This window comes from Nocardia sp. NPDC004573 (assembly GCF_053602135.1).
Window position 1 is genome coordinate 38,752 of sequence record NZ_JBSGDA010000033.1, and the last position, 23,990, is coordinate 62,741.

The following is a 23,990-nucleotide window of genomic DNA, read 5'->3' on the forward strand; positions in this document are numbered from 1 at the left end:
GCTGCCGCCTTCCGGCCTGAACGCTCACGCCGCTCCTTCCGGCACGAGCGGAGCCGATCAGGCTCCGCTGCGGCCTGTTGGCATGACCGCTCACGCCGCTCCCCCGTATCGTCGCTCCAGCAGCCAGACCAGCAACGCCTTCTGCGCGTGCAGGCGGTTCTCCGCCTCGTCCCACACCACGCTGTGCGGCCCGTCGAGCACCTCGTCGGTGATCTCTTCGCCGCGGTGCGCGGGCAGGCAGTGCAGCACGACCGCGTCCGGCTCGGCGTGGGCGAGCAAGTCGGTGTTGAGCTGGAACGGACGGAACGGGCCCACCCGGTCCAGGCCGTCGTTCTCCTGTCCCATGGAGGTCCAGGTGTCGGTGACCAGCGCGTCGGCGCCCCATGCCGCGGCGACCGGGTCGGCGGTCACCGTGACGGTGGCGCCGGTCTCGGCGGCCCGCTTGCGCGCGGCCTCCACCACCCACGGCTGCGGCTCGAACCCGGTGGGCGCGGCGATGGTCACGTTCAGCCCCGCCGTGACGCCGCCGAGCAACAGCGAGTGCGCCATGTTGTTCGCGCCGTCGCCGAAGTAGGCCAGGTCGCGTCCGGTCAGCTCGCCCTTGTGCTCGGCGAGCGTCTGGAGGTCGGCGAGCACCTGACAGGGATGGAACTCGTTGGACAGCGCGTTGATCACCGGCACCGTGGCGGTGGCGGCCATCTCGTCCAGCCGGGACTGCTCGAAGGTGCGCCACACGATGGCGTCCACATACCGGGACAGCACCCGGCCGGTGTCGCCGAGCGTCTCCTCCCGGCCGAGCTGGGTGTCCCGGCCGTCCACGACGACCGCGTGCCCGCCGAGCTGGGCGATGCCCATCTCGAAGGAGAACCGGGTGCGGGTGGAGTTCTTCTCGAAGATCACGCCGACGCCGCGCGGGCCGTCCAGTGGACGCCGCGCGAACGGTGCTTTCTTGAGTTCGGCCGCGAGCGCGAGGATCTCGGCCTGCTCGGCCGGGCTGACGTCGTCGTCACGCAGGAAGTGCCGTACGGAGGTCATTGCGTCGCAGCCCCTTTCGCGTCCGCCAGCGCGGCGTCGAGGATCTCCGGCAGGTCGGCGACGAAATTGTCGGCTTGGGTCTCGGTGAGCACCAGCGGCGGCGCCAGCCGGATCACGTCGGGCTTGGCCGGGTTGACCAGGTAGCCCGCCTCCCGTGCCCGCGCCTCGACCTGCGCGGACACCTCGTCGGTGAGCACGATGCCCAGCAGCAGGCCCGCACCGCGCACCTGATCGATGAGCGGATGCTGCAGCAGTTCGATGCCGTCGCTGAGCCGCTTGCCCACCGACTCGACGTGCGAGAGCAGGTCGGTCTCGTCGATGGTCCGCAGCACCGCGAGCGCCGCCGCCGCACAGACCGGGTTGCCGCCGAACGTGGTGCCGTGCAGGCCGGGTGTGAGCAGTTCGGCCGCCCGCCCGTTGGCCAGCACCGCGCCGATCGGCATCCCGCCGCCGAGACCCTTGGCCAGCGTGATGACGTCGGGCACGATGCCGACGGACTGGTGGGCGTAGAACTTCCCGGTCCGTCCGATGCCCGTCTGCACCTCGTCGAGCACCAGCAGCGCCCCGCTGCGCGCGGTGATCTGGCGCGCCTTGGCCAGGTAGTCCAACGGCGGAACCACCACGCCGCTCTCCCCCATCATCGGCTCCAGGAACACCGCGGCGGTGTCCTCGTCGACCACGGCTTCCAGCGCCGCGGCGTCGCCATAGGGCACGTGCACGACGCCGGGTGGCATCGGCTCGAACGGGGTCCGCTTGGACGGCTGCCCGGTGAGGGCGAGCGCGCCCATGGTGCGGCCGTGGAACGCCTCCTCGCAGGCGACGATCTTGGGCCGCCCGGTCAACCGGGCGATCTTGAATGCCGCTTCGATCGCCTCGGTGCCGGAGTTGCAGAAGAACGCGCGGCCCTCCCCGTCGCCGAAGTGCGCGAGCAACCGCTCGGCCAGCTCGATGACCGGCTCGCTGGCGTACAGGTTCGACACGTGCCCGAGCGTGCCGAGCTGCTGGGTGACCGCCTCCAGGATCGCCGGGTGGGCGTGGCCGAGGCTGTTGACCGCGATGCCGCCGAGGAAGTCGACGTAGCGCTTGCCGTCCGCGTCGTAGACCACGGCCCCCGCGCCGCGCACCAGCGCGACCTTCGGTGTGCCGTAGTTGTTCATCAGCGCGGCAGACCACCGCTTCTGCAGTTCAGCTGTGCTCATTGTTTCGTTCCGTTCGGTGCGCCGGACCCGTTCGGGATGAGCGGGGCGGGAGTCACCATCGTTCCGATTCCTTCTCCGGTGAACAGTTCCAGCAGCACGGCGTGCGGGACCCGGCCGTCGATGACATGCGCGGTCGGCACCCCGGCCGTCACGGCGCGCAGGCAGGCTTCCATCTTGGGCACCATGCCCGCGTCGAGGCGGGGGAGCAACTCGGCCAGTGCGGTCGTATCGATGCTGGAGGTGAGCGAGGACCGGTCCGGCCAGTCGGTGTAGAGGCCCTCGACGTCGGTGAGCATCACCAGTTTCTCGGCGCCGATGCCCTCGGCCAGCGCCGCGGCGGCGGTGTCGGCGTTGATGTTGTGCACCACGCCTTCGGCGTCCGGCGCGATGGTCGACACCACGGGGATGCGTCCGGCGCCGATCAGGTCGAGCACCGCGTCCGGGTTCACCTCGGTGACGTCGCCGACCAGGCCGATGTCGGTGGGCTCGCCGTCGACCTCGACGGTGCGGCGGGTGGCGGTGAACAGTCCGGCGTCCTCGCCGGAGATGCCGACCGCGTACGGGCCGTGCGTGTTGATCAGGCCGACCAGCTCGCGGCCGACCTGGCCGAACAGCACCATCCGCACCACGTCCATCACCTCGGGCGTGGTCACCCGGAAGCCGCCGCGGAATTCGCCGTGCAAACCGAGCCTTTGCAGCATCGCGCTGATCTGCGGGCCGCCGCCGTGCACCACCACCGGGTGCACGCCGACGGTGCGCAGGAACGCCATGTCGGCGGCGAAGGCCTGCTTGAGGTCGTCGTCGATCATGGCGTTGCCGCCGTACTTCACGACGACGATCTTGTCCCGGAACTTCTGCAGCCACGGCAGGGCGCCGGCCAGGACGTGCGCCTTGTCGAGCGCGGACAGCGCGTGCAGCACCTCGCTGGTCATGAGCTGTAGGCCGAGTTCTCTTCGACGTAACCGTGCGAGAGGTCGGTGGTGCGGATGGTCGCGCGCGCCGAACCGACGTTCAGCTCGATCAGCACCTCGATGTCGGTGCCGGACAGGTCGACCGCGCGAGCGCCGGGCGCGCCGACACCGTCGACGCAGACCGGTTTGCCGTTGAACGACACCGAGATCCGGTTCGGATCCAGCGTCACCGGCGCCATGCCGACCGCCGCCAGCACGCGACCCCAGTTCGGGTCGGAACCGAACAGCGCTGTTTTGACCAGGCTGTCGCGTGCGACGGTGCGTGCCGCGGCCACGGCCTCGTCCTCGGTGGCCGCGCCCGCGACGGTGACCAGCACCCGTTTGGTGACGCCCTCGGCGTCGGCCATCAACTGGGCGGCCAGGTCGTCGCAGACCGCGAGCACGGCCGCGTCCAGCTCCTCCTGGCTGGGGGTGACCTCGCTGGCGCCGTTGGCCAGCAGCAGCACGGTGTCGTTGGTGGAGCAGGAGCCGTCCACGTCGAGCCGGTCGAAGGTGCGCGCGGTGGCGTTGCGCAGCGCCTGGTCGAGCTGGTCGGCGGTGACCGCCGCGTCGGTGGTGAGCACCACCAGCATGGTGGCCAGCGACGGGGCCAGCATGCCCGCGCCCTTGGCCATGCCGCCGACGTTCCACTTGTCGCGGTGGTGGAACGCCGCCTCCTTGGGCACGGTGTCGGTGGTCATGATGGCCCAGGCGGCGTCCGAGCCGCCGGACAGACCGCCGCCCATCTCGTGCACGATCTCGGTGACGGCGGGGATGAGTTTGTCCATCGGAAGCCGGTCGCCGATCAGCCCGGTCGAGCAGACCGCGATCTCCCCGGCTCCGGTCTCGGTGCCCCAGTTGCTCAGCGCCGCGGCGAGTTCCTCGGCGGTCTTGTGCGTGTCCTGGAATCCGCCCGGGCCGGTGCACGCGTTGGCGCCACCGGAGTTCAGGATCACCGCGCGCAGCCGCTTGCCGGTCAGGACCTGCTGTGACCACAGCACCGGAGCGGCCTTCACCTTGTTGCGGGTGAACACGCCCGCGGCCGGGTATTCCGGCCCCTCGTTGAACACCAGCGCCAGATCCGGCTTGCCGCTGGCCTTGATGCCCGCGGCGATGCCCGCCGCGCGGAAGCCGAGCGGTGCGGTCACGCCCTGGGTGCGGACCAGCTTGCCGTCGGCGAGGTCGGCTGTCGTCACGGTGCCACTCCTACGGTGGAAAGTCCTGCGGTCTCCTCGAATCCGAGGGCCAGGTTCATCGATTGCACCGCGGCGCCCGCGGTGCCTTTGGTCAAGTTGTCGATCGCGCCGATCACCACGAGCAGGCCCGCGTCGATGTCCACCGCGACCTGCAGGGTGACGACGTTGGAGCCGAGCACCGAACCGGTCTGCGGCAATACGCCTTCCGGCAGCAGGTGCACGAAAGGCTCGTCCGCGTAGGCCTTCTCGTAGACGGCGCGCGCCTGTGCCGCGTCGACGCGGGTCGGCGCGGTGCAGGTGGCGAGGATGCCGCGCGGCATCGGCGCGAGCACCGGAGTGAACGACACCGCGACGTCCGTGCCACCCGCCGCCGCGAGGTTCTGCGCGATTTCCGGGGTGTGCCGGTGCGCGCCCGCGATGCCGTAGGCCCGCGCCGAGCCCATCACCTCCGAGCCCAGCAGCCCGATGTCGAGCTTGCGGCCGGCGCCGGACGCGCCGCTCACGGCGACCACGTGCACGGTGGGCTCGACGATGCCCGCGGCGACGGCGGGAGCCAGCGCGAGACTGGCGACGGTGGGATAGCAGCCGGGGACCGCGATCCGCGTCGCGTCGCGCAGCTTCTCCCGGCCGCCGGGCAGCTCGGGCAGGCCGTAGGGCCAGCTGCCCGCGTGCGGGCTGCCGTAGTATTTCTCCCAGGCCTTCGGGTCGGTGAGCCGGAAGTCGGCGCCGCAGTCGATGATCACCGTGGACTCGGGCAGCTCGGCGGCGATGGCCGCGGACTGGCCGTGCGGCAGGCCGAGGAAGACCACGTCGTGGCCGGCCAGTTCGGCGGCCGTGGTGGGCGCAAGCACCCGATCGGCCAGCGGCAGCAGATGCGGCTGCAACTCCCCCAGCGCGGTGCCCGCGTTCGAGCCCGCGGTCAGCGCCCCGATGACGAGGCGCCCGGTTCGGTAGGCGGGATGCCCCAGCAGCAGTCGCAACACTTCGCCGCCCGCGTACCCGCTGGCACCGGCTACCGCGACCCGCACGACGGGTCCGACCGAGGAATCAACCATGTGATGATTATGCATGATTGTGCAAGCTCATTCACAGCCTGGTCGCCGCGAGCGTGGTCACGAGCACCTCATACCCCTCAGATCTGCGCGCAAACGACGGGCCCGCAGGGGGTCCGGGACAAGTCAGCGCAGCGCCGAACAGTCGATGTGCAGCGTCTCCGCCAACCCCGCTCGGCCCAGCGCGGTGACCCGTACCGCGCGCCCACTGCCGACGCCTGCGATCCACGTGAGCTCTTTCAGGCGGCGGCACAGCTGCGCGCCCGCCGAGCCGCCCAGATGGACTCGCCGCTCCGTCCAATCCAGACACGGCCTGGCCACCGGCCGCCGCGTGCCGCGCAGCGCCGCCGGGTCGACGCCCATCGGTCCGGTGAGCCACGCCAGACCGGGTTCGGTCAGCGCGAAACCACCGTCGGCACTCATCAGGCCGCGCGCGATCATCGCGTCGGTGACGGCCACGCCCAACCGGCCCGCGAGATGGTCGTAGCAGGTGCGGCCGCGGGCCAGCGCCGCCGCGACGGTGGCGGTGCGCAGCCCGCTCACCGCGGCGGCGGGCGGGTCCAGCTGGGCGACCATGGTTTCGAGCAGGTCCGCCACGTGCGGGCCCGCCAGCCGCAGATAGCGATGCCTGCCCTGCCGGTGCTCGACCACCAGCCCGCCGTCGCGCAGGCGGTCCAGATGCTCGGTCGCGGTGGACGGCGCGACCCCGGTGTGGCGGGCCAGCTCGCCCGCGGTCCAGGCCCGACCATCCACCAGCGCCAGGCAGATGTCGGCGCGGGTGCGGTCGGCGAGCAGAGCGGCCAGGGCCGCCAACTGGGCTCCTCTGGTCGGCATCCCACCATGATGGCGGGTCGTCGTTTCGGCGGTCGCCGAAACGTCCCGTCGCTACGGTCGCGGCATGACTTCGCCTTCTGCGGTGACGCCGCCGCCGACCGAGTTCGTCATCTTCCGCGGTCTGCATCACCGCGACCGTCCCCTGGTCCTGCCGAACGCCTGGGACTTCGCCTCGGCCGCCCTGCTGGCCGACGAAGGATTCCCGGCGATCGGCACCACCAGCCTGGGCGTGGCCGCCGCGGCCGGGCGCACCGACGGCGCGGGTGTCACCAAGGCGGAGACCTTCGCGGCCGCTCGCCGCATGGCAGGTCTGCCGGTCCCGATCACCGTAGATATCGAGGGTGGCTTCGACGAGCGGCCCGGCGCGGTCGCTGACTTCGCCGAGCAACTCGCCGCCGGCGGGATCGCGGGCGTCAACTTGGAAGACGGCCGACGCGGGTCGGCGCTGGCCGCACCGGAGCAGCAGGCCGCGCTGATCGCCGCGGTCAAGGAACGCACGCCGGAACTGTTCGTCAATGCCCGCGTGGACACCCTTTGGCTGGGTCTGGATCACGGCTCCACCCACGACCGCGTGCGGCGGTACGCCGCGGCCGGAGCCGACGGTGTCTTCGTCCCCGGTCTGACCGACCCGGCGCGTATCGCGCAGGTCGTGGCGTGCAGCGAAGTACCGGTCAATGTGCTCTATTCGCCCACGGGCCCGGGCCTCGCGACCCTGACCGAGCTCGGCGTACGCCGGATCAGCACCGGATCGCTGCTGTACCGCGCGGCGCTGTCGGCCGCGCTGGATGTCGCGCGCGCCGTACGGCAGGACACTGCCGTTCCGTCGGGCATCGTGAGCTATCCCGAGATCCAGCGCGTCTTGCCCGCCCAGCTGCCGTCCTGATCGGGAGACGCCGGAATATCCGCCCACAAATCTCGGCGACGCTGTCGATCCGCCCCAGGCCCGTTCGTGTAGGTGGTGAGACCGGCGCCGGGCCGGTCGCGGAAGGAGCGGAGATGAGCAAGATCATCGCGGTGGAGCACCTGACCTTGGACGGCGTCATGCAGGCGCCGGGGCGGGCGGACGAGGACAGCAGAGACGGATTCGCCCACGGCGGCCGGGCGCACCGGCACGACGACCCGGTGCAGGCCGAGGTCATGGGCAGGCACATGGCGGCCCACCGCGGCGCGCTGCTGCTCGGCAGGCGCACCTACGAGGACTTCGCGGGATACTGGCCACGGCAAGTCGGCGATCCGATGGCCGAGGCGCTGGACAAGACCGAGAAGATCGTCGCCTCCCGCACCGGGAGCGGGCCGCTGCCCTGGCAGAACTCGACCTGGCTCGGCGGCGACGCGGTGACCGCGGTGCCCGAGTTGCTACGGCGGCACCCGGAGCGGAATCTGGTGGTCCTGGGCAGCGGTGACCTGGTGGGCTCGCTGATGCGCCACGATCTGGTGGACGAGTTCCTGTTGCTGATCCACCCCTTGGTGCTCGGCTCGGGTCGCCGCCTGTTCGACGGCGTGGCGTTGGGCCGGCTGCGGTCGGCCGACACCGTGACGACCGGTACCGGTGTCGTCATCACCACCTACCGGCGTGGATGAGGAGGACCAGCGATGAAGCACTACCTGCTCAGCATCTACCAGCCCGACGAAGGCGTGCCGGAGAACCTGCCCGAGATCATGCGCGAGGTCGGCGCGCTGAACGACGAGATGCGGGCGGCGGGGGCCTGGGTGTTCGCCGCAGGCCTGCACGCGCCCGGCACCGCGACCGTGCTGCACGCCCGTGACGGCGACGTGCTCGTCACCGACGGCCCCTACGTCGAGGGCAAGGAGCACATCGGCGGGTTCACCGTCATCCGCGCCGCCGATCTGGACGAGGCGCTGGACTGGGGCCGCAAGCTCGCCACCGTGGTCGGCCTGCCCATCGAGGTCCGTCCGATCCAGGACGAGTAGATGGACGAACCCGTGACGGGCTCGGTGATCGAAGCGGTTTTCGCCGAGCACTACGGCCGGGCGGTCGCCGGTCTCATCCGCGTCTTCGGTGACATCGGCGTCGCCGAGGACGCGGTGCAGGACGCGTTCACCGCCGCCGTCCAGCGCTGGCCCGCCGACGGTCTCCCGCCGAGCCCGCCGGGCTGGATCATCACCACTGCGCGCAACCGGGCGATCGACCGTCTGCGCCGCGAGGCCTCCCGCGCGGACCGGCACGCGCAGGCCGCCCTCCTGCGTGCCGAGGACGAACCGGAAGAGGCGGTGAGCAGCGTGCGTGACGACCGCCTCCGGTTGATCTTCACCTGCTGCCATCCAGCTCTCGCACCGCAAGCGCAGGTGGCGCTGACCCTCCGGCTGCTCGGCGGGCTGAGTACCTCGGAGATCGCGCGAGCCTTCCTGGTCACGGAAACGACCATGGCGCAACGCTTGGTCCGCGCCAAAGGCAAGATTCGCGATGCCCGCATTCCCTATCGGGTGCCCGCCGACGCGGAGCTGCCCGGTCGGCTGCGCGCGGTGCTGGCCGTCGTGTATCTGATCTTCACCGAGGGGCACACGGCGTCCTCCGGCGCGCGGCTGGTCCGGACCGACCTCTGTGCCGAGGCGATTCGCCTCGGCCGTCTGCTGGCCCAGCTGATGCCGGATGAGCCGGAGGTGACCGGCCTGCTCGCGCTGATGCTGCTGAGCGAGTCCCGCCGAGCAGCCCGTACCGGTGCCGACGGCGCGCTGATCCCCCTCGCGGACCAGGATCGCGGTCGCTGGGACCGCGACCTGATCACCGAAGGGCACGCGCTGGTCCGGCAGTGCCTGCGCCGCGACCGGCCGGGGCCGTACCAGATCCAGGCGGCGATCAACGCGGTGCATGCCGACGCTCCCGTCGCCGCGGCTACCGACTGGGGTCAGATCGTGCGGCTCTACGACCAGCTGGCCGCGCTCACGCCGAACCCGGTCGTCGCGCTCAATCGCGCGGTGGCGGTCGCCGAGGTACGCGGTCCGGCAACGGCATTGGAACAGGTGGACGCCCTGCCGCTGGCGGGGTACCACCTGTTCCATGCCATCCGCGCCGACCTGCTGACCCGCCTCGGCCGCACCCAGGAGGCCGTTGCCGCCTACGACGCCGCCATCGCCCGCACGGAGAACGCGGCCGAACGGAACTTGCTGAGGCGCAGGCGCGCCGAGCTCGGTGGCCGGCAGCCGCGTGGGTGCGATTGACAGTCCGTGCCCATGCCAGGCGACCTCCGCGACTCGACCGCCAGCGCTTCGGCGAGGAACCGCATCGCCCTGTTGGTCGCGGCCATCACCGTCCGCCCCGGCGTAGGCTGCCGCGCGGCCACGCCGGGGAACAGCAAGAGGGGACCGCCCGGCCTGGGCCGCTGCCTGCCACGTTCTCCGGCATCGTGCGCAACCTGAGACCGCTTGCTGCGTGAGGTCGTCGGCATCACCGCGCCCCCGAGCGCTCCGCTCGTCCGCCGTTTCCTGGAAGACCTGCGCCGCCGCGGTCTCCCGGTCCCGAGCCCGTCGCCTTCCGGTCGACGGCACGGGCGTGAGTGGCGGCGGCTCAGTGCTTGCGCACGACGCGCTCGCCCGCGCCCGGCTTCCAGATGGTGATGTCGAGGTGGTCGCCGGCGACTTCCACCGTCGAGGCCCCGGTGAGATCGGCGACGTAGAAGTGGTCGAACTCCCGGCCCCGGATGTCGAACCCGGTCGCGTCGAACAGGTGCTGGGCGAAGCGGGCGTGCAGGTCCCGGTCGGGATTGTCGACGACGGCGCCGAAGAGTTTGGCGTCGCCGTCGGAGACGTTCGTGTCGACGGTGGCCGTGTGCAGGCAGAAGCGCGGGTCCCGGGCGAGATCGCGGAACTTGGTCGTGCCCGGCATTCCCGCGATCACGAGCGACTCCTCGAAGATCCGCGGCTCGATCGGACTGATGCGCGGGGATCCGTCGGACCGGATCGTGCCGAGCATGCAGAGATTGCCCGCCGCGCGATGCCTGCGCAGGAAGACCTCGGCGATGTGCGGTGCTTCGTCGGCGAATCGACTCCAAGTGGTCATGCCGAGGACGGTACGGCGAAAACCTGTCTTCCTGTGTCAAGGTTTGCGGCTAGTGTCGCGGTCTATGCGGGCTGGTCGATTGGTGCAACTGCTGCTGCTCCTGCAGACCCGGGGCAGGCTCACCGCACCCGAGCTGGCCCGGGAACTGGAGGTGTCGGTGCGCACCGTCTACCGCGACATCGAGGCTCTGTCGGCGGCCGGCGTCCCGATCTACAGCGAGCCGGGCCGGGCCGGTGGCGTGCGGCTGGTGGACGGCTATCGCACCAGGCTCACCGGCCTCACCACCGACGAGGCCGACGCGGTGCTGCTGAGCGGCCTGCCCGGCGCCGCCGCCGATCTCGGACTCGGCACCGTGCTGGCCACCGCGCAGCTGAAGGTGCTCGCCGCGCTGCCGCCGGAACTGCGCGGGCGGGCGACGCGCATCGCCGAGCGGGTGTACGTCGACGCCCCGGGCTGGTTCCACAGGCCGGACGAGACGCCGACACTCGCGACGATCGCCGACGCGCTCTGGCACGACCGTCGGTTGCGCGTGCGCTACGGCCGCAAGGACAAGGTGGTCGAGCGCCTGCTCGACCCGCTCGGCCTGGTGCTCAAGGCGGGAACCTGGTACCTCGTGGCCCGCAGCGGATCCACCCCGCGCTCGTACCGGGTGGGTCGTCTCGTCGCGGCCGAACCGACCGGCGAAACATTCCTCCGCCCAGCGGATTTCGACCTGCGGGCGCACTGGGCCGAGGCCGCCGACGAGTTCGCGCGATCCATGCTGCGTGTGCGGGCGCGCTGCCGGATCGCCGCCACCCATCTGCGCTTGCTGCGGCTGACGAACGAGCCGGCGGCGGTCGCGGAGGCGCTGGCCTCCGCCGGACCGCCCGACGCCGAGGGATGGGTGGAGGTGGTGGTGCCGTCGGAGTCCTACGAGGTGCTGGCCCACGGCCTGTTGCCGCTTGGCGAGCACGTCGAAGTGCTGGAACCGCCGCACCTGCGCGCGCGACTCGCGGCGACCGCCGCCGCCATGCACGCGCGTTACTCCGGAAACTAGGCCACAGCAGGCAGGCACACCTTCTCGGCGCAATGCGCGGAAGAACTCCCGCACCTCCGCGATCAACAGATCCGGCGCCTCCATCGCCGCGAAGTGCTCGCCGCGGTCGTCCTCGGTCCATCGGACGATGTGGTGCGCGTCCTCGGCGAGTTTGTACCCCGCGTCGCCGCGCCCGTACGCCGTAGCGGTCGTAGCCCAGGCGCGCCATGAGTGCCGCGACCACGTCCGCGAACCGCTCGGTCGAACCCGCACCCGGTTCCGGGATACGTCGGAGAACGCGAACCCCGGCGGGGAGGGCACGACGAGGTGGAAGGCGTCGGCCGGATCGCCCCCGTGCGCCCGCGGATCGCTGAGCGGCCCGAGCACCTCCAGGAACTCGGCGAACGACGCGGGCCGGCCCTGCCCGAGCACCAGCGGAAGAGCATCCGGCTCCGGTGAGCGGACGCGCAGGAAGTGCACGTGCCGCCCGTCGATCGCGGTGACGAACTGCGGCAGCTCATCGAGCTTCGCTTCCACCGCGCGCCAGTCGAATTCGGTACGCCGGTATGCGGCCGGCGGCCGCAGGTAGGACACGCGCATGTCCTTCTCCCACCCGACGCGGGGCAGGTCGCTCGGCCACACCGTGGCGGCGAGGCGGCGGCGCAGATCGTCGATCTTTTCCTGCGGAATGGCGATGCGGAACGGGCGGATGTCGGATGCGGTAGTCGTGCCCGCCACCGCGGGAAGCGCTCAGGACGGGATCTTTCCTAACTTTCCGGCATGCTGGCGGCATGCTGGAAACGTCGGCCCGCCTGCTGGAATTGCTGACTCTGCTGCAGACCCGCCCCGACTGGACGGGGCCCGAACTGGCCGCGCGGCTCGGCGTCACCGGCCGTACGGTCCGCCGTGATGTCGATCGGCTGCGCGAACTCGGTTACCCGGTGCACGCCACCCGGGGCGCGGCGGGGTATCGCCTCGGCGCGGGAGCCGCGCTGCCGCCGCTGTTGCTCGACGACGAGGAAGCGGTCGCGGTGGCGGTCGGGTTGCGCGGCGCCTCCGGCGGCGCCGCGACTGGACTCGAAGAGGCGTCGCTGCGCGCGCTGACCAAGCTGGAGCAGGTGTTGCCACCCCGCTTGCGGCATCGGGTGCGCACCCTGCGCGGCGCCACCTTACGGGTCGGCGCGCCGGTGCCGCAGGTTCGTCCGGACACGCTCGTGGCCATCGCCGAGGCGTGCCAGCGCCACGAACGCCTGCGGTTCGACTATCGCGCGCACGGCGGCGCGCTCGGCCTGCGCACCGTGGAGCCGCACACCCTCGTGCACTTCAGCAGGCACTGGTATCTGGTGGCATGGGACGTGGATCGCGCCGACTGGCGCACCTTCCGGGTGGACCGGGTCACCCCCCGAATCCCGACCGGACCACGCTTCACCCCCCGCGAACCGCCGGAAGGCGATGTCGCGGCATATCTTTCGATGCGGCTGTCGGCGCACGCCTGGCCACAGCAGGCGACGGTGCTGTTGCACCACTCGGCCGACGACGCCGCCGACCGGGTGTGGCCCGGGATGGGCGTCCTGGAAGCGGTCGACGAGCACAGCTGCCGCCTGCACGTGGGCAGCGACTCGCCCGAGCAGCTGGTGTGGATGATCACCTCGGTCGATCTGGACTTCACCTTGCTCACGGGTCCACCGGAACTCGCCGACGCCCTCCGTGCCCAGGCCGCCCGCTGCGAGCGGGCCGTGCGCGCCTTCCCCGCGCCGTGAATACGCCGTCGGCTAGCAGCGCCAGTCCAGGACGTCGGCCATCGATCGGACTTGCATCGCGTCGGGGACCGCTCGCACCACGGCGTCGCGGATCGCGACCACGGGCGGGAACGACAGTTGCCCCAGCGCGCCGAGCCGGCGCGAGCGGGCGGCGATCATCCGGGTGCGCGGCCCCCGTTCCCGGTCGTAGCCGCTCAGGTCACCGCCGCGCGCGGCCACCTCGGCCAGCACCACGGCGTCCTCCAGCGCCTGGCAGGCGCCTTGCCCGAGAGTCGGCATCATCGCGTGCGCCGCGTCACCCACGAGCGCTGTCCGGCCTGCCACATAGGTTTTCAGTGGCGGCAGGTCGTAGAGATCGTGCCGCAGCACCTCGGCGTCCCCGGCCGCGGCGAGCAGGGCGGGAATCGGCTCGTGCCAGCCGCCGAATCGGCTGCGCAACTCGGCGAGTCCGCCGCCCGCCGTTCCCGCGGGCATGTTCGCGGTGGCGAAGCAGTAGACCCGGCCGTCGGCGAGCGGAACGTAGCCGAAACGCTCGCCGCGGCCCCAGCTTTCACCCATCTCGGTCACCGGCTGATGCGGTGTGACCACGACGCGCCACGCGATGTAGCCGCCGTAACGCGGTCGTATCTCGCCGCAGACGGCACGGCGTACCACGCTGCGGATGCCGTCGGCGCCGACGACGACGTCTGCGCCGGACGTCCCGGCCGAATGCACCACCGTGCCGTCCGTCCCGGCCTCGGACACGGTGATACCGGTGCGCAACGCCGCCGCCGGGATCGCGGAGCGCAGGATGTGCAGCAGATCGGCGCGGTGCAGCATGATCGGGCTGCCGTACCGTGCCCGGATCGCTTCGGTGTCCATCCTGGTCAGCCACCGTCCCGCACGGTCGCGGATGCCCGCGGCGCCCTGCTCGACGGCTCGGGCGCGCACGTCGTCTCCCAGGTCGAGTGCGTCGAGCGCGCGCAGGGCGTTCGGCCACAGGGACAGCCCCGCGCCGACTTCGGTGAACTCGGCAGCGCGCTCGAGCACTTCGACGCGCCAGCCCCGCCGCAGGAAGGCCACCGCGGTCGCCAACCCACCGATGCCACCGCCCACGATGAGCGCCTCGGGCATCGCTACCCCTCTCTCCGGACCGCTCGACGAGCGGTTACCCTGCACGATACTACAAACGTAGTAAACGAAAACGTCCCCGTAACGCGGATCACTACCGCCGCAACGGGGAGATACTCACCGATCCGCCGAGGGTGCCGCCCCGGTCACGTCCTCCCGGCCGGACCACCAGTAGCACTACCCGCTGAACGATCGAACGCAGAAGATCTGCAGGCCCAGGTAGACACCTGCGCATCGCCATGGGCGCGATGACGCGCATGCCGGTTTTCGAAGGCGGCCGTGTCAGAAGAACGTGTGCAACAGATCCACCACCCGAGGCGTCGGGGCGTCGGCGTCATCGATCACCGGGATCAGCCGCCATTTGTCGAAGGCGGTGCACGGATGCGAGAGACCGAGCCGTACGACCGAGCCGAGGGGCAACTCGGCGTCGTCGGGCAACCGGAGGAAAGCGTGCTGGTCGTTCAGCGCGGTGACCGTCGCGTCCGGGTCCAGCGCGCCGCCGTGCGGTCCCGCGACGCGCTGCGGAATCGGGAGTCCCTCGTCGAACGGCAGATCGCGTCTACCGGCATCCAGCAACGCGAGCCCGGGTTCCGGGCGCGAGAGCGCGCGGGCCCAACCGTGCATCGCCGAGCGCAGCGGCCGCGCGCACTCGGGAGCCGACAGCGGCGACATGCTCGCGTAGAAGCCGTCGTCGTGGATGACATAAGCGCCCGAGCGCAGCACGACCGTCGTCGCGACGCCCCGCCGTCCCTGTTCGTCGGACAACGGGGCGAGGTACTCCAGCGCCAGTTCCGGATAGGCGCTGCCACCGGCGGTGACGACGGCCGCACCGCGGTATCGCCCCGCCGCCAGCAGTTCCCGGTGCAGGCGGGCGAGTTCGCCGAGGTAATCGCGCACCGCGCGGACACCGGTCGCCGTGCGGTCGTGGGCGAGCGCCCCCTCGTAGCCGCCGACCCCGGCGAGCGTCAACCGCGCCGCCGCGTCGAGCGCCGCCGCCACGGCATGCGCCTGTTCCACCGTGCGCGCGCCGGTTCTGCCGTGCGGGCCACCGAGTTCCACCAGTACCCGGATCGGCTTCGCGTCCGGGACGCTGCGCAGATGCGCGTCCATCAGCGCGACCGTTTCGACACTGTCGGCCCAGCAGAGGAACTCGAACGACGGGTCACGCGCCGATTCCCGCGCCACCCAGCGCAATCCGACCGGATCGACCAGCGCGTTGGCCAGCAATACCCGCGCGACGCCGAAGGACCGCGCCACCTGCGTCTGCCAGATGGTCGCCAGAGTGATGCCCCACGAGCCCGCGGCCAGCTGCTCGGCCCACACCTGTGGCGCCATCGTGGTCTTGCCGTGCGGCGCCAAGCGCACCCCGGCCGCGCGCACCCACTCGGCCATGACCGCGATGTTCGCCGTCAGCGCCGCGCGGTCGACGGTGAGCACCGGCGTCTCCAGCTCGTCGAGGGCCGGTGCGGCACCGCGCAGTTCCCGCACGCTCCGCCCCCAGAACGCGGGTGACATGCCCTTGTGTTCGGGACCGATCCGGCGGTCCGCGAGCGCCGCCACGGCTGCTTCGTCGATCGACACGACCTTCCTTCCTCCCGGCCCGGGCCGTTCGACGGCTAACCCGAGTTACGCAGGGCGGTGGCCAAGCCGTTCATGGTCAGCAAGATGCCGCGCTTGACCAGTTCGGAGTCGTCCCCGGCGCGCAGGCGGCGCAGCAGCTCCACCTGCATCTGGTTCAGCGGCTCCAGGTAGGGGAAACGGTTGTGGATGGACTCGGCCAGCGACGGATTGTCCGCCAGCAGATGATCGTTTCCGGTGATCGCGGCGTGCATGCGCACCGTCCGGGCGTGCTCGTCGCGGATCATGCCGAAGATCTGCTCGCGCAACGCCACGTCGTCCACGAGTTCGGCGTAGCGGGCGGCGATGTCCAGATCGCTCTTGGCCATCACCTGCGCCAAGTTGGACAACACCGTGCGGAAGAAGGGCCAGCGCCGGTACAGATCCGCCAGGGTGGCCAGGCGCTCCGGGTCGCCGCCGATCCACTCCTCGAGCGCCGTTCCGGTGCCGTACCAGCCCGGCAGCATCACCCGCGCCTGACTCCACGACATCACCCACGGGATGGCGCGCAGGTCCGCCACCGTGTTCGTCGGCTTGCGCGAGGCGGGCCTGCTGCCGATGTTCAGGTCGCCCACCTCGGCGACCGGCGTGGACTGCCGGAAATACTCGACGAAACCGGGGGTCTCGTGCACCAGCCGCGCGTACGCGGCGCGGGCACGGGCAGCCAGGTCGTCCATGATGCCGTAGGACGGCTCGGCGTCGGCGCCGAGTCCCTCCACGTCCAGCAAGGTCGACTCCAGGGTGCCCGCGATCAGTGACTCCAGATTGCGGTGCGCCGTGCCGGGTTCGGCGTATTTCGCGGCGATCACCTCCCCCTGCTCGGTGAGCCGCAACGAGCCGCGCACCGCCCCGGCAGGCTGCGCGAGGATCGCGTCGTAGCTGCGTCCGCCGCCGCGGCCGACCGTGCCGCCGCGGCCGTGGAACAGCCGCAGCCGGATGCCGGTCTTGCGAGCGACCTCGACGAGATCCAGTTCGGCCCGGTACAACGCCCAGTTCGCCGCCAGGTACCCGCCGTCCTTGTTGGAGTCGGAATAGCCGAGCATCACCTCTTGGCGCATGCCCTGCGCGGCCACCAGGTCGTGATAGACACCCACCTCCAGCGCCGCGGACAACGTCGCCGCTCCGGCGCCGAGATCCTCGATGGTCTCGAACAGCGGGACGATGCCCACCGGGCAGCTCGGGGGCCCGTCCGGCTCCCCCGGGTCGAGCAGTCCGCCTTCCTTCAAGAGCAGGGCGGCTTCGAGCAGGTCGCTGACCGACGTGCACATGCTGATGATGTAGGTCGGCACCGCCGCCGCGCCGAGCGTGTCCACCACCTCGCGTGCGGCGCGGACGATGTCGAGTTCCTTGCCGGCCAGTTCGCTCAGCCGTGCGTGCGGGCCGAGCAGCGGGCGGCGGGTGCGCAGCTCGGCCGCGAGCAGTTCCACCCGGCGCGACTCCGGCAGGCTCGCGTAGTCCGGGTGCACGCCGGCCCAGGCCAGCAGTTCGGCGACGACCTGCTCGTGCACCTCGGAGTTCTGCCGCATGTCCAGACTCTGCAGGTGGAAGCCGAAGGTCTCCAGGGCGTGGCGCAGCGCGGCCAGGCGATCGTCGGCCAGCAAGCCGTCGCCGCTGCGCCGCAGGGAGGCGTCTATCGCGTCCAGGTCGTCCAGCACCGCCTGCGGGCTCGGGTAGGGCCGTGCTCCGGCGTCCAGTCCGTTCGGCGGAATCTCGCCGAGCGCGGCCGACGCGGTGGCGGTCAGCCGGGCCCGGACATGATGCAGCGCACGGCGATACGGTTCGTCGGCGTGCGCGGCCGGATCGGGATATCCGGTCTCGGCGAGCGCGGCGACCTCGGGCGTCACGGCGACCAGCCGAGCCGACAGCGACAGCGTCTTCTCCAGTTCCACCAGCTCGCGCAGGTAACGCTCGAACGCGACGCCCGCCGCGCGGTAGGCGGCCTGACGCACGACCTCGGCGGTGACGTTGGGATTTCCGTCGCGATCGCCGCCGATCCACGAGCCGGGACGCAGCATCGGGCGCGGCAGCAGCTCCACGCCCGGCCAGCGCGAGCGCAGCGCGGCGCGCACTTCGGCGTTGATCGCCGGGATCACGTCGAACAGGGTGAGGTCGTAGTAGCGCAGACCCACCGAGATCTCGTCCTGGATCCGTAGGCGCGCCAGGCGGATCAGCGCGGTTCGCCAGAGACTCAGTACTTGGCGGCGGATCCGCAGTTCCAGGTCCGCCCGCTCGCGCTCGTTCTCGGCGTAGCGCTGACGCAGGCGCATCAATTCGGTGATCCGCGCTTGCGCGTCGAAGACGGTGCGCCTGCGCGTCTCCGTCGGGTGCGCGGTGATCACCGGCGACACCAGCGCGTCGGCCAGCAGATCGGCGACCCGCGTCCCGTCCAGCGCCGCCGCGTCCAGCTTGCGGTAGGTGGCCGCCAGCGACGAGTCCTGCGGCGGTTCGCCCGCCGCCTCGTGCGCCGCGCGGCGGCGATCGCGTTGGATGTCCTCGGCCAGATTCGCCAGCAGCACGAAGTAGCTGAACGCGCGGATGAGCGGCAGGGCCACCGCGATGTCCACACCGTCCAGCATCTCCGCGACGGCGCTGCGCTCGACCTCCTCGCGGCGCACCCGGAACGCTTCGATACGTACCCGCTCGATGAGGTCGAAGACCTCCGGTCCCTCGTGGTCGCGAATGGTGTCACCGAGCACGCCGCCGAGAAACCGGATGTCGTCGCGCAGCGGCCGGATGGCGTCCTGTTCGGTCTCGCTCATCGATTCGCCCATGATCAGACAGTATTGCGCGGGCCGCCGGGGTATGCGACGCGGCCCGCACCGGCCGCGACCGGCTCAGCCGGGAAGCTGGGAGAAGCGCAGGTGATTGCCCCACGGGTCGCGGAAGCCGCAGTCGCGCACGCCGTACGGCTGGGAGATCGGTTCCTGCGTCACCTCGACACCGGCGTCGCGCAGCCGGGCGAAGGTGGCGTCCACGTCGTCGGTGATGAAGATCAGCGTGCCCTGCGCGCCGTTGGCCAGCCGCGCCCGCGCCGCCGCACCGGCCGCCTCGTCCGGCACCATCTCCGGCGTCTCCAGGATGAACTCGATGCCCGGCTGCTTCGCCGGGCCGACGGTCAGCCAGCGCCCACCGGCGAACGGCAGGTCGGCCCGCACCTCGAGGCCGATCACGTTGCGGTAGAACTCCAGGGCCTTGTCCTGGTCGGCGACCAGGACGCCGATGTGGGTGAGGGCGAGATCTGCGCCGTTGCTCATGCTGCTGCTCCTTGTGGTCGTCAGGGTGGGGCAACAGTACAGACGACGCACGCGCGGCGAATTCATCGGCGGCGCGGCGCACTGTTTCCGCCGGCCGATCGACCCGATTTCAGCCCGCGTCTCGGGCGGTGAGGTGATCCGCACGGTGCAACAGGACCTGTTCGAGCAGTGACACCAGCACCTGCTTCACCGAATCACGTCGCCTGGCATCGCATTCCAGCACCGGGATCCACGTCTCGAGCTCGAGTGCCTCACGGACCTCGTCGAGATCGAAGCGGGTGCCGCCGTCGAAGCGGTTGACCGCCACGACGAAGGGCGTGCCGCGCGCCTCGAAGTAGTCCAGCACCGGATAGCAGTCGTCGACGCGGCTGGTGTCCACCACGATCACCGCACCGAGCGCCCCGTCGACCAGGTCGTCCCACAGGAAGACGAAACGGTCCTGGCCCGGCGTGCCGAACAGGTACAGCAGCAGTGCACTGTCCAGGGTGATGCGCCCGAAGTCGAGTGCGACGGTGGTCTGCGTCTTGTCCGCCCCGTGTCCCGCGTCGTCCACGCCGACCGCCACCTCGGTCATCGCCGCCTCGGTCACGAGGGGCTCGATTTCCGAGATAGCCCCGATGAACGTCGTCTTCCCGACGCCGAATCCGCCACTGACCACGATTTTCACCGACGACGGCATGGCAGGCGTGCGTGTGTCAAAGTGCCCGGACAAGGTCCCTGATCCTCTCGATGGCGGCGGCGGTGAGCTGATCGGCGGCGCGCACGGTCACGTGTCCGGTGGCGGCCAGGTCGCTGACGACGACCTTGGCGACCCCGATCGGGACGCCGAGCGCGGTGCCGATCTCGGCGATGGAATGCGGCCGCTGACACAACCGCACGAGGGTGCGTTGCTCGAAGCGCAGCGGTGCGGACAGCGCGGCGGGTTCGGCCCGCACCAACGTCTCGACGCGCAGTCCGTCCAACAGCGGTGTGGTGCGTCCGGCGGTGACCACGAAGGGGCGCACGAAACGGTCGTCGCCCCGAGCCGCTTCGTGTCTCATCGCGGCAGCGACTGGCGCAGTTCGGCGATGAGCGCGGGGTCCAGCAACGCACCCGCACGGTCGGCGAGCACCGCCATCTCGTAGCCGACCAGTCCGACATCGCAGCCGCTGTCGGCGATCACGCCGAGACAGCTGCCGCCGCCCATGGCGGACACCAGCAGGAATCCGCGTTTCATTTCGATCATGATCAACTTCAGCCCGTCGAAGGAATAACTGCGCGACGCGCTTCTGGCGAGCCCGACCAGCCCGGACACCATGGCGGCGAGCCGGTCGGCGGAGGCGCGGTCCAAGCCGTCGGACATGGCGATGAGCAGGCCGTCCGAGGAGACCGCGACCGCCTCGCGCACACCGTCGGTGTCGCGAACGAAGTTGGCCAGCAGCCAGTCGAACGTGTGCTGGTCGGCGCTCGATATGGGGGTGGTCACCGGATCTCCTCTGTCATGGTCGCTGCGGGTTGGAGTTCGTGCGCCGCGTCGGCCACGGGGACGCGGTGGTCACGTTCGGCGGCGTGCCGTGGGGGCGCACCACGCTGATGGCCCGATCGGAAGGCCGACAGCATGCCGCGGATCTGCTCGGGTGAGCGCTCGACCGCGGGGGCGGGCTCCGGCCGGACTGCCGGGCCGGGACGAACGCCCGAACTGGCGCCGCGAGCCTTCTTGTTGCGTTTGACCAGGCCGTTCTCGGTGCGCCGCACGGGGTTTTCGTCCGCATCGGATCGCATTGCGGCGCGGGTTGTTTCGGCTGCGCCGAGGCTTGCCGCCGGCTCGGATCGTGCGGCACCGATCTGGGTGCGGGCCGAAGACCCCGCCTGAACCGCTGTGTGAACCCCGGCAGTCGCGGTGGGGCGCGCCTTCGGCGAACTGGGATCGCTCTGCCTGGCGGAGCGGGGCGCGGGCTCACGCGGGTCGCCGCGCTGTTGCTGCTCCGTCTCGAGCATCCCCGGCGGCAGCGTCAGGCGCGCGACGATGCCGCTCACCGGCGAGACGCTCAACTCGACCACGATGCCGAGCCGCTCGGCGAGCCTGCCGACCACGTAGTGACCGAGATTTCGGGTCGGCGCGACGATGAAATCCTGCTCGCCGCGCAGTCGCGCGTTGGCCTGCGCCAAGTGACCCGGGGGCATGCCGACACCGTGATCGACCACTGCGAGCAGGTATCCGTTCGGTCCGGCACGCCCGTAGATCTCCACCTCGAGATCCGGCGGGGAGAACGCCAGCCCGTTCTCGATCAGCTCGGCGAGCATGTGCGCCAGTTCGCTCGCCGCGGCACCCGCGACCAGGACATCGTCCATCCGGCGCAGCACCACCCTGCGGTAGTCGTCGACCTCGGACAAGCCGGCGCGAATCACGTCGCTGAGCGGGATCGGTTCGGCCCAGCTGCGCGGACTGGCCTCGCCGACCAGCACGAGCAAGCTCTCGGCGTTGCGGCGCATCCTGGTGGCGAGATGGTCGAGGTCGAACAGATTCGACAGCGCCTTGGGATCGAGCTCTTCGCGCTCGAATTCGCTGATCAGGCCGAGCTGGCGACGCACGAGGTTCTGGCTACGGCGGGCCAGGCTGACCATCGACTCGGTGGTGTTGCGGCGCACCAGCGCCTGCTCCGACGCGAGGTCGAACGCGGTGGACTGCACGCGATCCAGCGCTCGAGCCACGGCGGCGATCTCGACGCCCGCGCCCGGTGGCGCTCGCACCGGGGCCGGCGGGTCCGGCGGCCGGGTGTCGGCACCGGTGCGCCAGGCGGAGATCACCTCGGGCAGTCGTCGGCCTGCCACGTCGTCGGCGTCCGCCGCCAGCGTGGCCAGCGGCCGGACGATCGCGCGCACCGCGGCGACGACCAGCGCCACTTCTACCGCGATCGCCGCCAGCGCGGCCAGCACGAACGCGCCGAGGATCAGGGCGGCGTTGCGGCGCAGCGTCTCCGCCCGCTGCCGGACGTCGTCGCCGACCGCCTGCTGCACCGTGCGCTGCTCGTCGATGACCGCGGTCATCCGGGCCCACCAGGTGATCGGATCGACCGGGCGGGCCAGCGGTCCGGCGCTGGAGGCGATCGCGATGTTCTCCGACTCGGCAGCCGCGACCGCGTCCGCACCGTCCAGCACGGCGTCCAGACGCGCCTGCTGGGCCGAGGTCGCGTCGCGGGCGAACGCGGCCAGACCGGCCAGCTTGGCCGCCCGGATGTCGAGGAACTGCACGTACTCGCCCGGCCCGAAGGCAGCCGAGGCGAAGACGCCGTTCAGGAAGCCGCGTTCCCGGGCCGTCTGCTCCTTCGCCTCGCCCAGCGCGTGCAGCGCTTGCAGCCCGTGCCGGACCGCCGGGTCGGCGGCCTGGTCGAGACCGAGGGTCAGACCGTTCAGTCCATCGATGGCGTCGGTGTAGAACTGGAACGCCGCCTGCCGGGATGTGCGCTGGGCATCGATCCCCGACCGGGTCACGTCCAGGTCGGTGAACGGCCGGGCCGCCGCACGCACCCGCTCCGCGCCGGGCGGGCCGTCCGCCGAAGCCTCCCGCAACATGCGCAGGGCGCGGTCGACCGCGTCGCGCTGGTCGTCGACCGGCTGCCGCAAGCGCTGGTCGCCACCGAGCAAGCCATTGGTCAGGCCGCGCTCGCGCTGCGTCTCGTGCACCAGATCCTGCACGGCCAGCGCCAGCGAGACCGCGCCCACCGTGTCCCGGCTCTTGCGATACGCATCTATCTCGCGGGCGACCATCGCGCCCAGAAGGGCGAGCACCAGAACGAGCGAGACGACGAGGATGCGAGCCAGCTGCCCGCGAATGGTCCGCGGACGCACGATGCCGCTGCCCGGCGTTCGGCGTTCACCATCGGGAGCGCGGAGCGGGACAACCGTTGCGCCCCCGGAATTCTCCGGTCGTCCAGGTGACGGCACCACCCTCTGCTCCTCCGATCAGCCGCCGCGCCTGCTCCACAGCGAGCACACGGAAATCAAGGGCAAACTGTCACAGGGCCACCCCGCCGTCAACGCGAAAATCGGACAAATCGGACAGTGTGCGGACTTCTAAACACACTGGCAACGAGGAGTTACGAGTACGACAAACCGACATCCGCGCGCACGCGCGAGCGGACGCCGAGACCCGTTGGCTCGCATCCGCCTTCGACCGCCGCGAGTCCGCTACAGCGGACAGGCACAGCGCACAGTCACGAGACCCTCGTCACGACCGGTGCCGGAGCGCCACGCTCAACCCGCGCTTCTGGCGACAAAGTGATCCGCCCGGTGCGACAGCACCTGTTCGAGCAGTGCGACCAATACGTCTTTGACCGAGTCGCGCCGGCTTGCATCGCATTCCAGCACGGGGATCCAGTCCGCGAGCGCGAGCGCCGCACGCACCTCCCCGATGTCGGCACGGGCGCTGCCGCGGGCGTGGTTGACCGCGACGACGAAGGGCGTGCCGTGTCGCGCGCAATAGTCCAGCGCGGCGTGGCCGTCGTGGACGCGACTGGTGTCCACCACGATCACCGCGCCGAGCGCGCCCTCGGCCAAGTCGTCCCACAGCCAGGCGAGGTCGTCCGCACCGGGGGCGCCGAACAGGTACAGCAGCAGGGAGCTGTCCAGGTCGATCCGCCCCACGTCGACGGGGACGGTGGTCGGCTTCCAGTCCGCCCGCCGCTGCGGGTCGTCCAGGACGACGATCGGCTCGGCCGTCTCCGCCTGGGTCACCAGCGGGCCGATCTCGGAGACGGCCCCGACGAACGTCGTCTTCCCGGCGCCGAGTCCGCCGCTCACCACGATCTTCACCGAGGACGGCATGGTCTGCTTTCGCGTGTCGCAGTGCCAGGACAATGGCGCTGATCCTCTCGATGGCAACGGTGACGCGCACATCACGTGTCGGGCGGCCCGGTCGCGGACGACGGCTTGCCGACCCCGATCGGGACTTCCAGCGCGGTACCGATTTCG

22 protein-coding genes and 1 pseudogene are annotated in these 23,990 nt (G+C 71.1%); 6 read left to right on the forward strand and 17 right to left on the reverse strand.

Going from position 1 to position 23,990, the window contains the following annotated elements; translation table 11 throughout:
* Window positions 1-90: 90 nt before the first annotated feature.
* From argF to ACWEKR_RS32480, 6 genes are all read right to left on the reverse strand, one after another.
* Entirely contained in the window at window positions 91-1,035 is a 945-nt protein-coding gene (argF, locus tag ACWEKR_RS32455) for an ornithine carbamoyltransferase (protein ID WP_452357736.1), read from the reverse strand.
* Window positions 1,032-2,234, reverse strand: coding sequence for an acetylornithine transaminase (locus ACWEKR_RS32460; protein ID WP_452357737.1), 1,203 nt, complete (start codon window positions 2,232-2,234; stop codon window positions 1,032-1,034). Before ACWEKR_RS32460 ends, argF begins: the two co-directional genes overlap by 4 nt.
* Complete coding sequence (gene argB / locus ACWEKR_RS32465; protein WP_195087930.1) at window positions 2,231-3,166, reverse strand: acetylglutamate kinase; 936 nt, start codon at window positions 3,164-3,166, stop codon at window positions 2,231-2,233. Before argB ends, ACWEKR_RS32460 begins: the two co-directional genes overlap by 4 nt.
* Complete coding sequence (gene argJ, locus ACWEKR_RS32470; protein WP_452357738.1) at window positions 3,163-4,380, reverse strand: bifunctional glutamate N-acetyltransferase/amino-acid acetyltransferase ArgJ; 1,218 nt, start codon at window positions 4,378-4,380, stop codon at window positions 3,163-3,165. Before argJ ends, argB begins: the two co-directional genes overlap by 4 nt.
* A complete protein-coding gene (argC, locus tag ACWEKR_RS32475) occupies window positions 4,377-5,435 on the reverse strand; it encodes an N-acetyl-gamma-glutamyl-phosphate reductase (protein ID WP_452357739.1) in 1,059 nt (352 codons plus the stop codon). Before argC ends, argJ begins: the two co-directional genes overlap by 4 nt.
* Window positions 5,436-5,558: 123 nt before the next feature.
* Complete coding sequence (locus tag ACWEKR_RS32480; protein ID WP_452357740.1) at window positions 5,559-6,266, reverse strand: ArsR/SmtB family transcription factor; 708 nt, start codon at window positions 6,264-6,266, stop codon at window positions 5,559-5,561.
* A 64-nt stretch (window positions 6,267-6,330) separates the two neighbouring features.
* Between ACWEKR_RS32480 and ACWEKR_RS32485 the strand changes: the two genes are divergently transcribed.
* The 4 genes from ACWEKR_RS32485 (at window position 6,331) to ACWEKR_RS32500 (ending at window position 9,446) form a co-directional block, all read left to right on the forward strand.
* Window positions 6,331-7,149 carry an isocitrate lyase/PEP mutase family protein gene (locus tag ACWEKR_RS32485; protein WP_452357741.1) on the forward strand — a complete coding sequence of 273 codons (819 nt, stop codon included), beginning with the start codon at window positions 6,331-6,333 and terminating at the stop codon, window positions 7,147-7,149.
* Between the two features lie 113 nt (window positions 7,150-7,262).
* The gene (locus ACWEKR_RS32490; protein WP_452357742.1) at window positions 7,263-7,847 is read left to right on the forward strand and encodes a dihydrofolate reductase family protein; all 585 of its coding nucleotides are present in this window, start codon (window positions 7,263-7,265) and stop codon (window positions 7,845-7,847) included.
* Window positions 7,848-7,859: 12 nt separating this feature from the next.
* On the forward strand, window positions 7,860-8,198 hold the full coding sequence (locus tag ACWEKR_RS32495) for a YciI family protein (RefSeq protein ID WP_452357743.1): 339 nt from the start codon (window positions 7,860-7,862) through the stop codon (window positions 8,196-8,198).
* Complete coding sequence (locus tag ACWEKR_RS32500; protein WP_452357744.1) at window positions 8,199-9,446, forward strand: RNA polymerase sigma factor; 1,248 nt, start codon at window positions 8,199-8,201, stop codon at window positions 9,444-9,446.
* Between the two features lie 346 nt (window positions 9,447-9,792).
* Here ACWEKR_RS32500 and ACWEKR_RS32505 read toward each other — a convergent pair whose 3' ends face one another.
* On the reverse strand, window positions 9,793-10,284 hold the full coding sequence (locus ACWEKR_RS32505) for a pyridoxamine 5'-phosphate oxidase family protein (RefSeq protein WP_195087914.1): 492 nt from the start codon (window positions 10,282-10,284) through the stop codon (window positions 9,793-9,795).
* 64 nt (window positions 10,285-10,348) lie between these two features.
* On the opposite strand from ACWEKR_RS32505, the gene ACWEKR_RS32510 reads away from it, so the two are divergent.
* The gene (locus ACWEKR_RS32510) at window positions 10,349-11,320 is read left to right on the forward strand and encodes a helix-turn-helix transcriptional regulator (RefSeq protein WP_452357745.1); all 972 of its coding nucleotides are present in this window, start codon (window positions 10,349-10,351) and stop codon (window positions 11,318-11,320) included.
* 432 nt (window positions 11,321-11,752) lie between these two features.
* Here the strand turns inward: ACWEKR_RS32510 and ACWEKR_RS32515 are convergent.
* A pseudogene (locus ACWEKR_RS32515) lies at window positions 11,753-12,037 on the reverse strand (epoxide hydrolase N-terminal domain-containing protein); the annotation flags it as partial.
* A gap of 53 nt (window positions 12,038-12,090) precedes the next feature.
* On the opposite strand from ACWEKR_RS32515, the gene ACWEKR_RS32520 reads away from it, so the two are divergent.
* Window positions 12,091-13,059 (forward strand): helix-turn-helix transcriptional regulator, encoded by a 969-nt coding sequence (locus tag ACWEKR_RS32520; protein ID WP_452357746.1) that lies wholly within the window; start codon window positions 12,091-12,093, stop codon window positions 13,057-13,059.
* A gap of 12 nt (window positions 13,060-13,071) precedes the next feature.
* Here the strand turns inward: ACWEKR_RS32520 and ACWEKR_RS32525 are convergent, their stop codons facing one another.
* The 9 genes from ACWEKR_RS32525 to ACWEKR_RS32565 form a co-directional block, all read right to left on the reverse strand.
* Window positions 13,072-14,172 (reverse strand): FAD-dependent monooxygenase, encoded by a 1,101-nt coding sequence (locus tag ACWEKR_RS32525; protein WP_452357747.1) that lies wholly within the window; start codon window positions 14,170-14,172, stop codon window positions 13,072-13,074.
* Window positions 14,173-14,451: 279 nt separating this feature from the next.
* Entirely contained in the window at window positions 14,452-15,744 is a 1,293-nt protein-coding gene (locus ACWEKR_RS32530; protein WP_452357764.1) for an amino acid deaminase, read from the reverse strand.
* Between the two features lie 41 nt (window positions 15,745-15,785).
* Window positions 15,786-18,557, reverse strand: coding sequence for a phosphoenolpyruvate carboxylase (gene ppc, locus ACWEKR_RS32535; protein WP_452357748.1), 2,772 nt, complete (start codon window positions 18,555-18,557; stop codon window positions 15,786-15,788).
* 63 nt (window positions 18,558-18,620) lie between these two features.
* A complete protein-coding gene (locus ACWEKR_RS32540; protein WP_452357749.1) occupies window positions 18,621-19,040 on the reverse strand; it encodes a VOC family protein in 420 nt (139 codons plus the stop codon).
* Between the two features lie 109 nt (window positions 19,041-19,149).
* A complete protein-coding gene (locus tag ACWEKR_RS32545) occupies window positions 19,150-19,719 on the reverse strand; it encodes a GTP-binding protein (protein ID WP_452357765.1) in 570 nt (189 codons plus the stop codon).
* Window positions 19,720-19,735: 16 nt separating this feature from the next.
* Window positions 19,736-20,080 (reverse strand): DUF742 domain-containing protein, encoded by a 345-nt coding sequence (locus tag ACWEKR_RS32550; protein WP_452357750.1) that lies wholly within the window; start codon window positions 20,078-20,080, stop codon window positions 19,736-19,738.
* Window positions 20,077-20,505, reverse strand: coding sequence for a roadblock/LC7 domain-containing protein (locus tag ACWEKR_RS32555; RefSeq protein WP_195087885.1), 429 nt, complete (start codon window positions 20,503-20,505; stop codon window positions 20,077-20,079). Before ACWEKR_RS32555 ends, ACWEKR_RS32550 begins: the two co-directional genes overlap by 4 nt.
* A complete protein-coding gene (locus ACWEKR_RS32560) occupies window positions 20,502-22,868 on the reverse strand; it encodes a sensor histidine kinase (protein WP_452357751.1) in 2,367 nt (788 codons plus the stop codon). Before ACWEKR_RS32560 ends, ACWEKR_RS32555 begins: the two co-directional genes overlap by 4 nt.
* A gap of 405 nt (window positions 22,869-23,273) precedes the next feature.
* Window positions 23,274-23,876: a GTP-binding protein gene (locus ACWEKR_RS32565; RefSeq protein WP_452357752.1), complete on the reverse strand. Its 603-nt coding sequence runs from the start codon at window positions 23,874-23,876 to the stop codon at window positions 23,274-23,276.
* Window positions 23,877-23,990: the final 114 nt, after the last annotated feature.

Excerpts from the sequence above, each read along its gene's own strand:
- ACWEKR_RS32550 (WP_452357750.1), bottom strand. The coding sequence starts at position 20,080 with ATGAGACACGAAGCGGCTCGGGGCGACGACCGTTTCGTGCGCCCCTTC.
- ACWEKR_RS32505 (WP_195087914.1), bottom strand. The coding sequence starts at position 10,284 with ATGACCACTTGGAGTCGATTCGCCGACGAAGCACCGCACATCGCCGAG.
- ACWEKR_RS32525 (WP_452357747.1), bottom strand. The coding sequence starts at position 14,172 with ATGCCCGAGGCGCTCATCGTGGGCGGTGGCATCGGTGGGTTGGCGACC.
- argB (WP_195087930.1), bottom strand. The coding sequence starts at position 3,166 with ATGACCAGCGAGGTGCTGCACGCGCTGTCCGCGCTCGACAAGGCGCAC.
- ACWEKR_RS32500 (WP_452357744.1), top strand. The coding sequence starts at position 8,199 with ATGGACGAACCCGTGACGGGCTCGGTGATCGAAGCGGTTTTCGCCGAG.
- ACWEKR_RS32540 (WP_452357749.1), bottom strand. The coding sequence starts at position 19,040 with ATGAGCAACGGCGCAGATCTCGCCCTCACCCACATCGGCGTCCTGGTC.
- ACWEKR_RS32480 (WP_452357740.1), bottom strand. The coding sequence starts at position 6,266 with ATGCCGACCAGAGGAGCCCAGTTGGCGGCCCTGGCCGCTCTGCTCGCC.
- ACWEKR_RS32490 (WP_452357742.1), top strand. The coding sequence starts at position 7,263 with ATGAGCAAGATCATCGCGGTGGAGCACCTGACCTTGGACGGCGTCATG.
- ACWEKR_RS32460 (WP_452357737.1), bottom strand. The coding sequence starts at position 2,234 with ATGAGCACAGCTGAACTGCAGAAGCGGTGGTCTGCCGCGCTGATGAAC.
- ACWEKR_RS32495 (WP_452357743.1), top strand. The coding sequence starts at position 7,860 with ATGAAGCACTACCTGCTCAGCATCTACCAGCCCGACGAAGGCGTGCCG.
- argC (WP_452357739.1), bottom strand. The coding sequence starts at position 5,435 with ATGGTTGATTCCTCGGTCGGACCCGTCGTGCGGGTCGCGGTAGCCGGT.
- ACWEKR_RS32485 (WP_452357741.1), top strand. The coding sequence starts at position 6,331 with ATGACTTCGCCTTCTGCGGTGACGCCGCCGCCGACCGAGTTCGTCATC.
- argF (WP_452357736.1), bottom strand. The coding sequence starts at position 1,035 with ATGACCTCCGTACGGCACTTCCTGCGTGACGACGACGTCAGCCCGGCC.
- ACWEKR_RS32510 (WP_452357745.1), top strand. The coding sequence starts at position 10,349 with ATGCGGGCTGGTCGATTGGTGCAACTGCTGCTGCTCCTGCAGACCCGG.
- ACWEKR_RS32520 (WP_452357746.1), top strand. The coding sequence starts at position 12,091 with ATGCTGGAAACGTCGGCCCGCCTGCTGGAATTGCTGACTCTGCTGCAG.
- ppc (WP_452357748.1), bottom strand. The coding sequence starts at position 18,557 with ATGGGCGAATCGATGAGCGAGACCGAACAGGACGCCATCCGGCCGCTG.
- ACWEKR_RS32545 (WP_452357765.1), bottom strand. The coding sequence starts at position 19,719 with ATGCCGTCGTCGGTGAAAATCGTGGTCAGTGGCGGATTCGGCGTCGGG.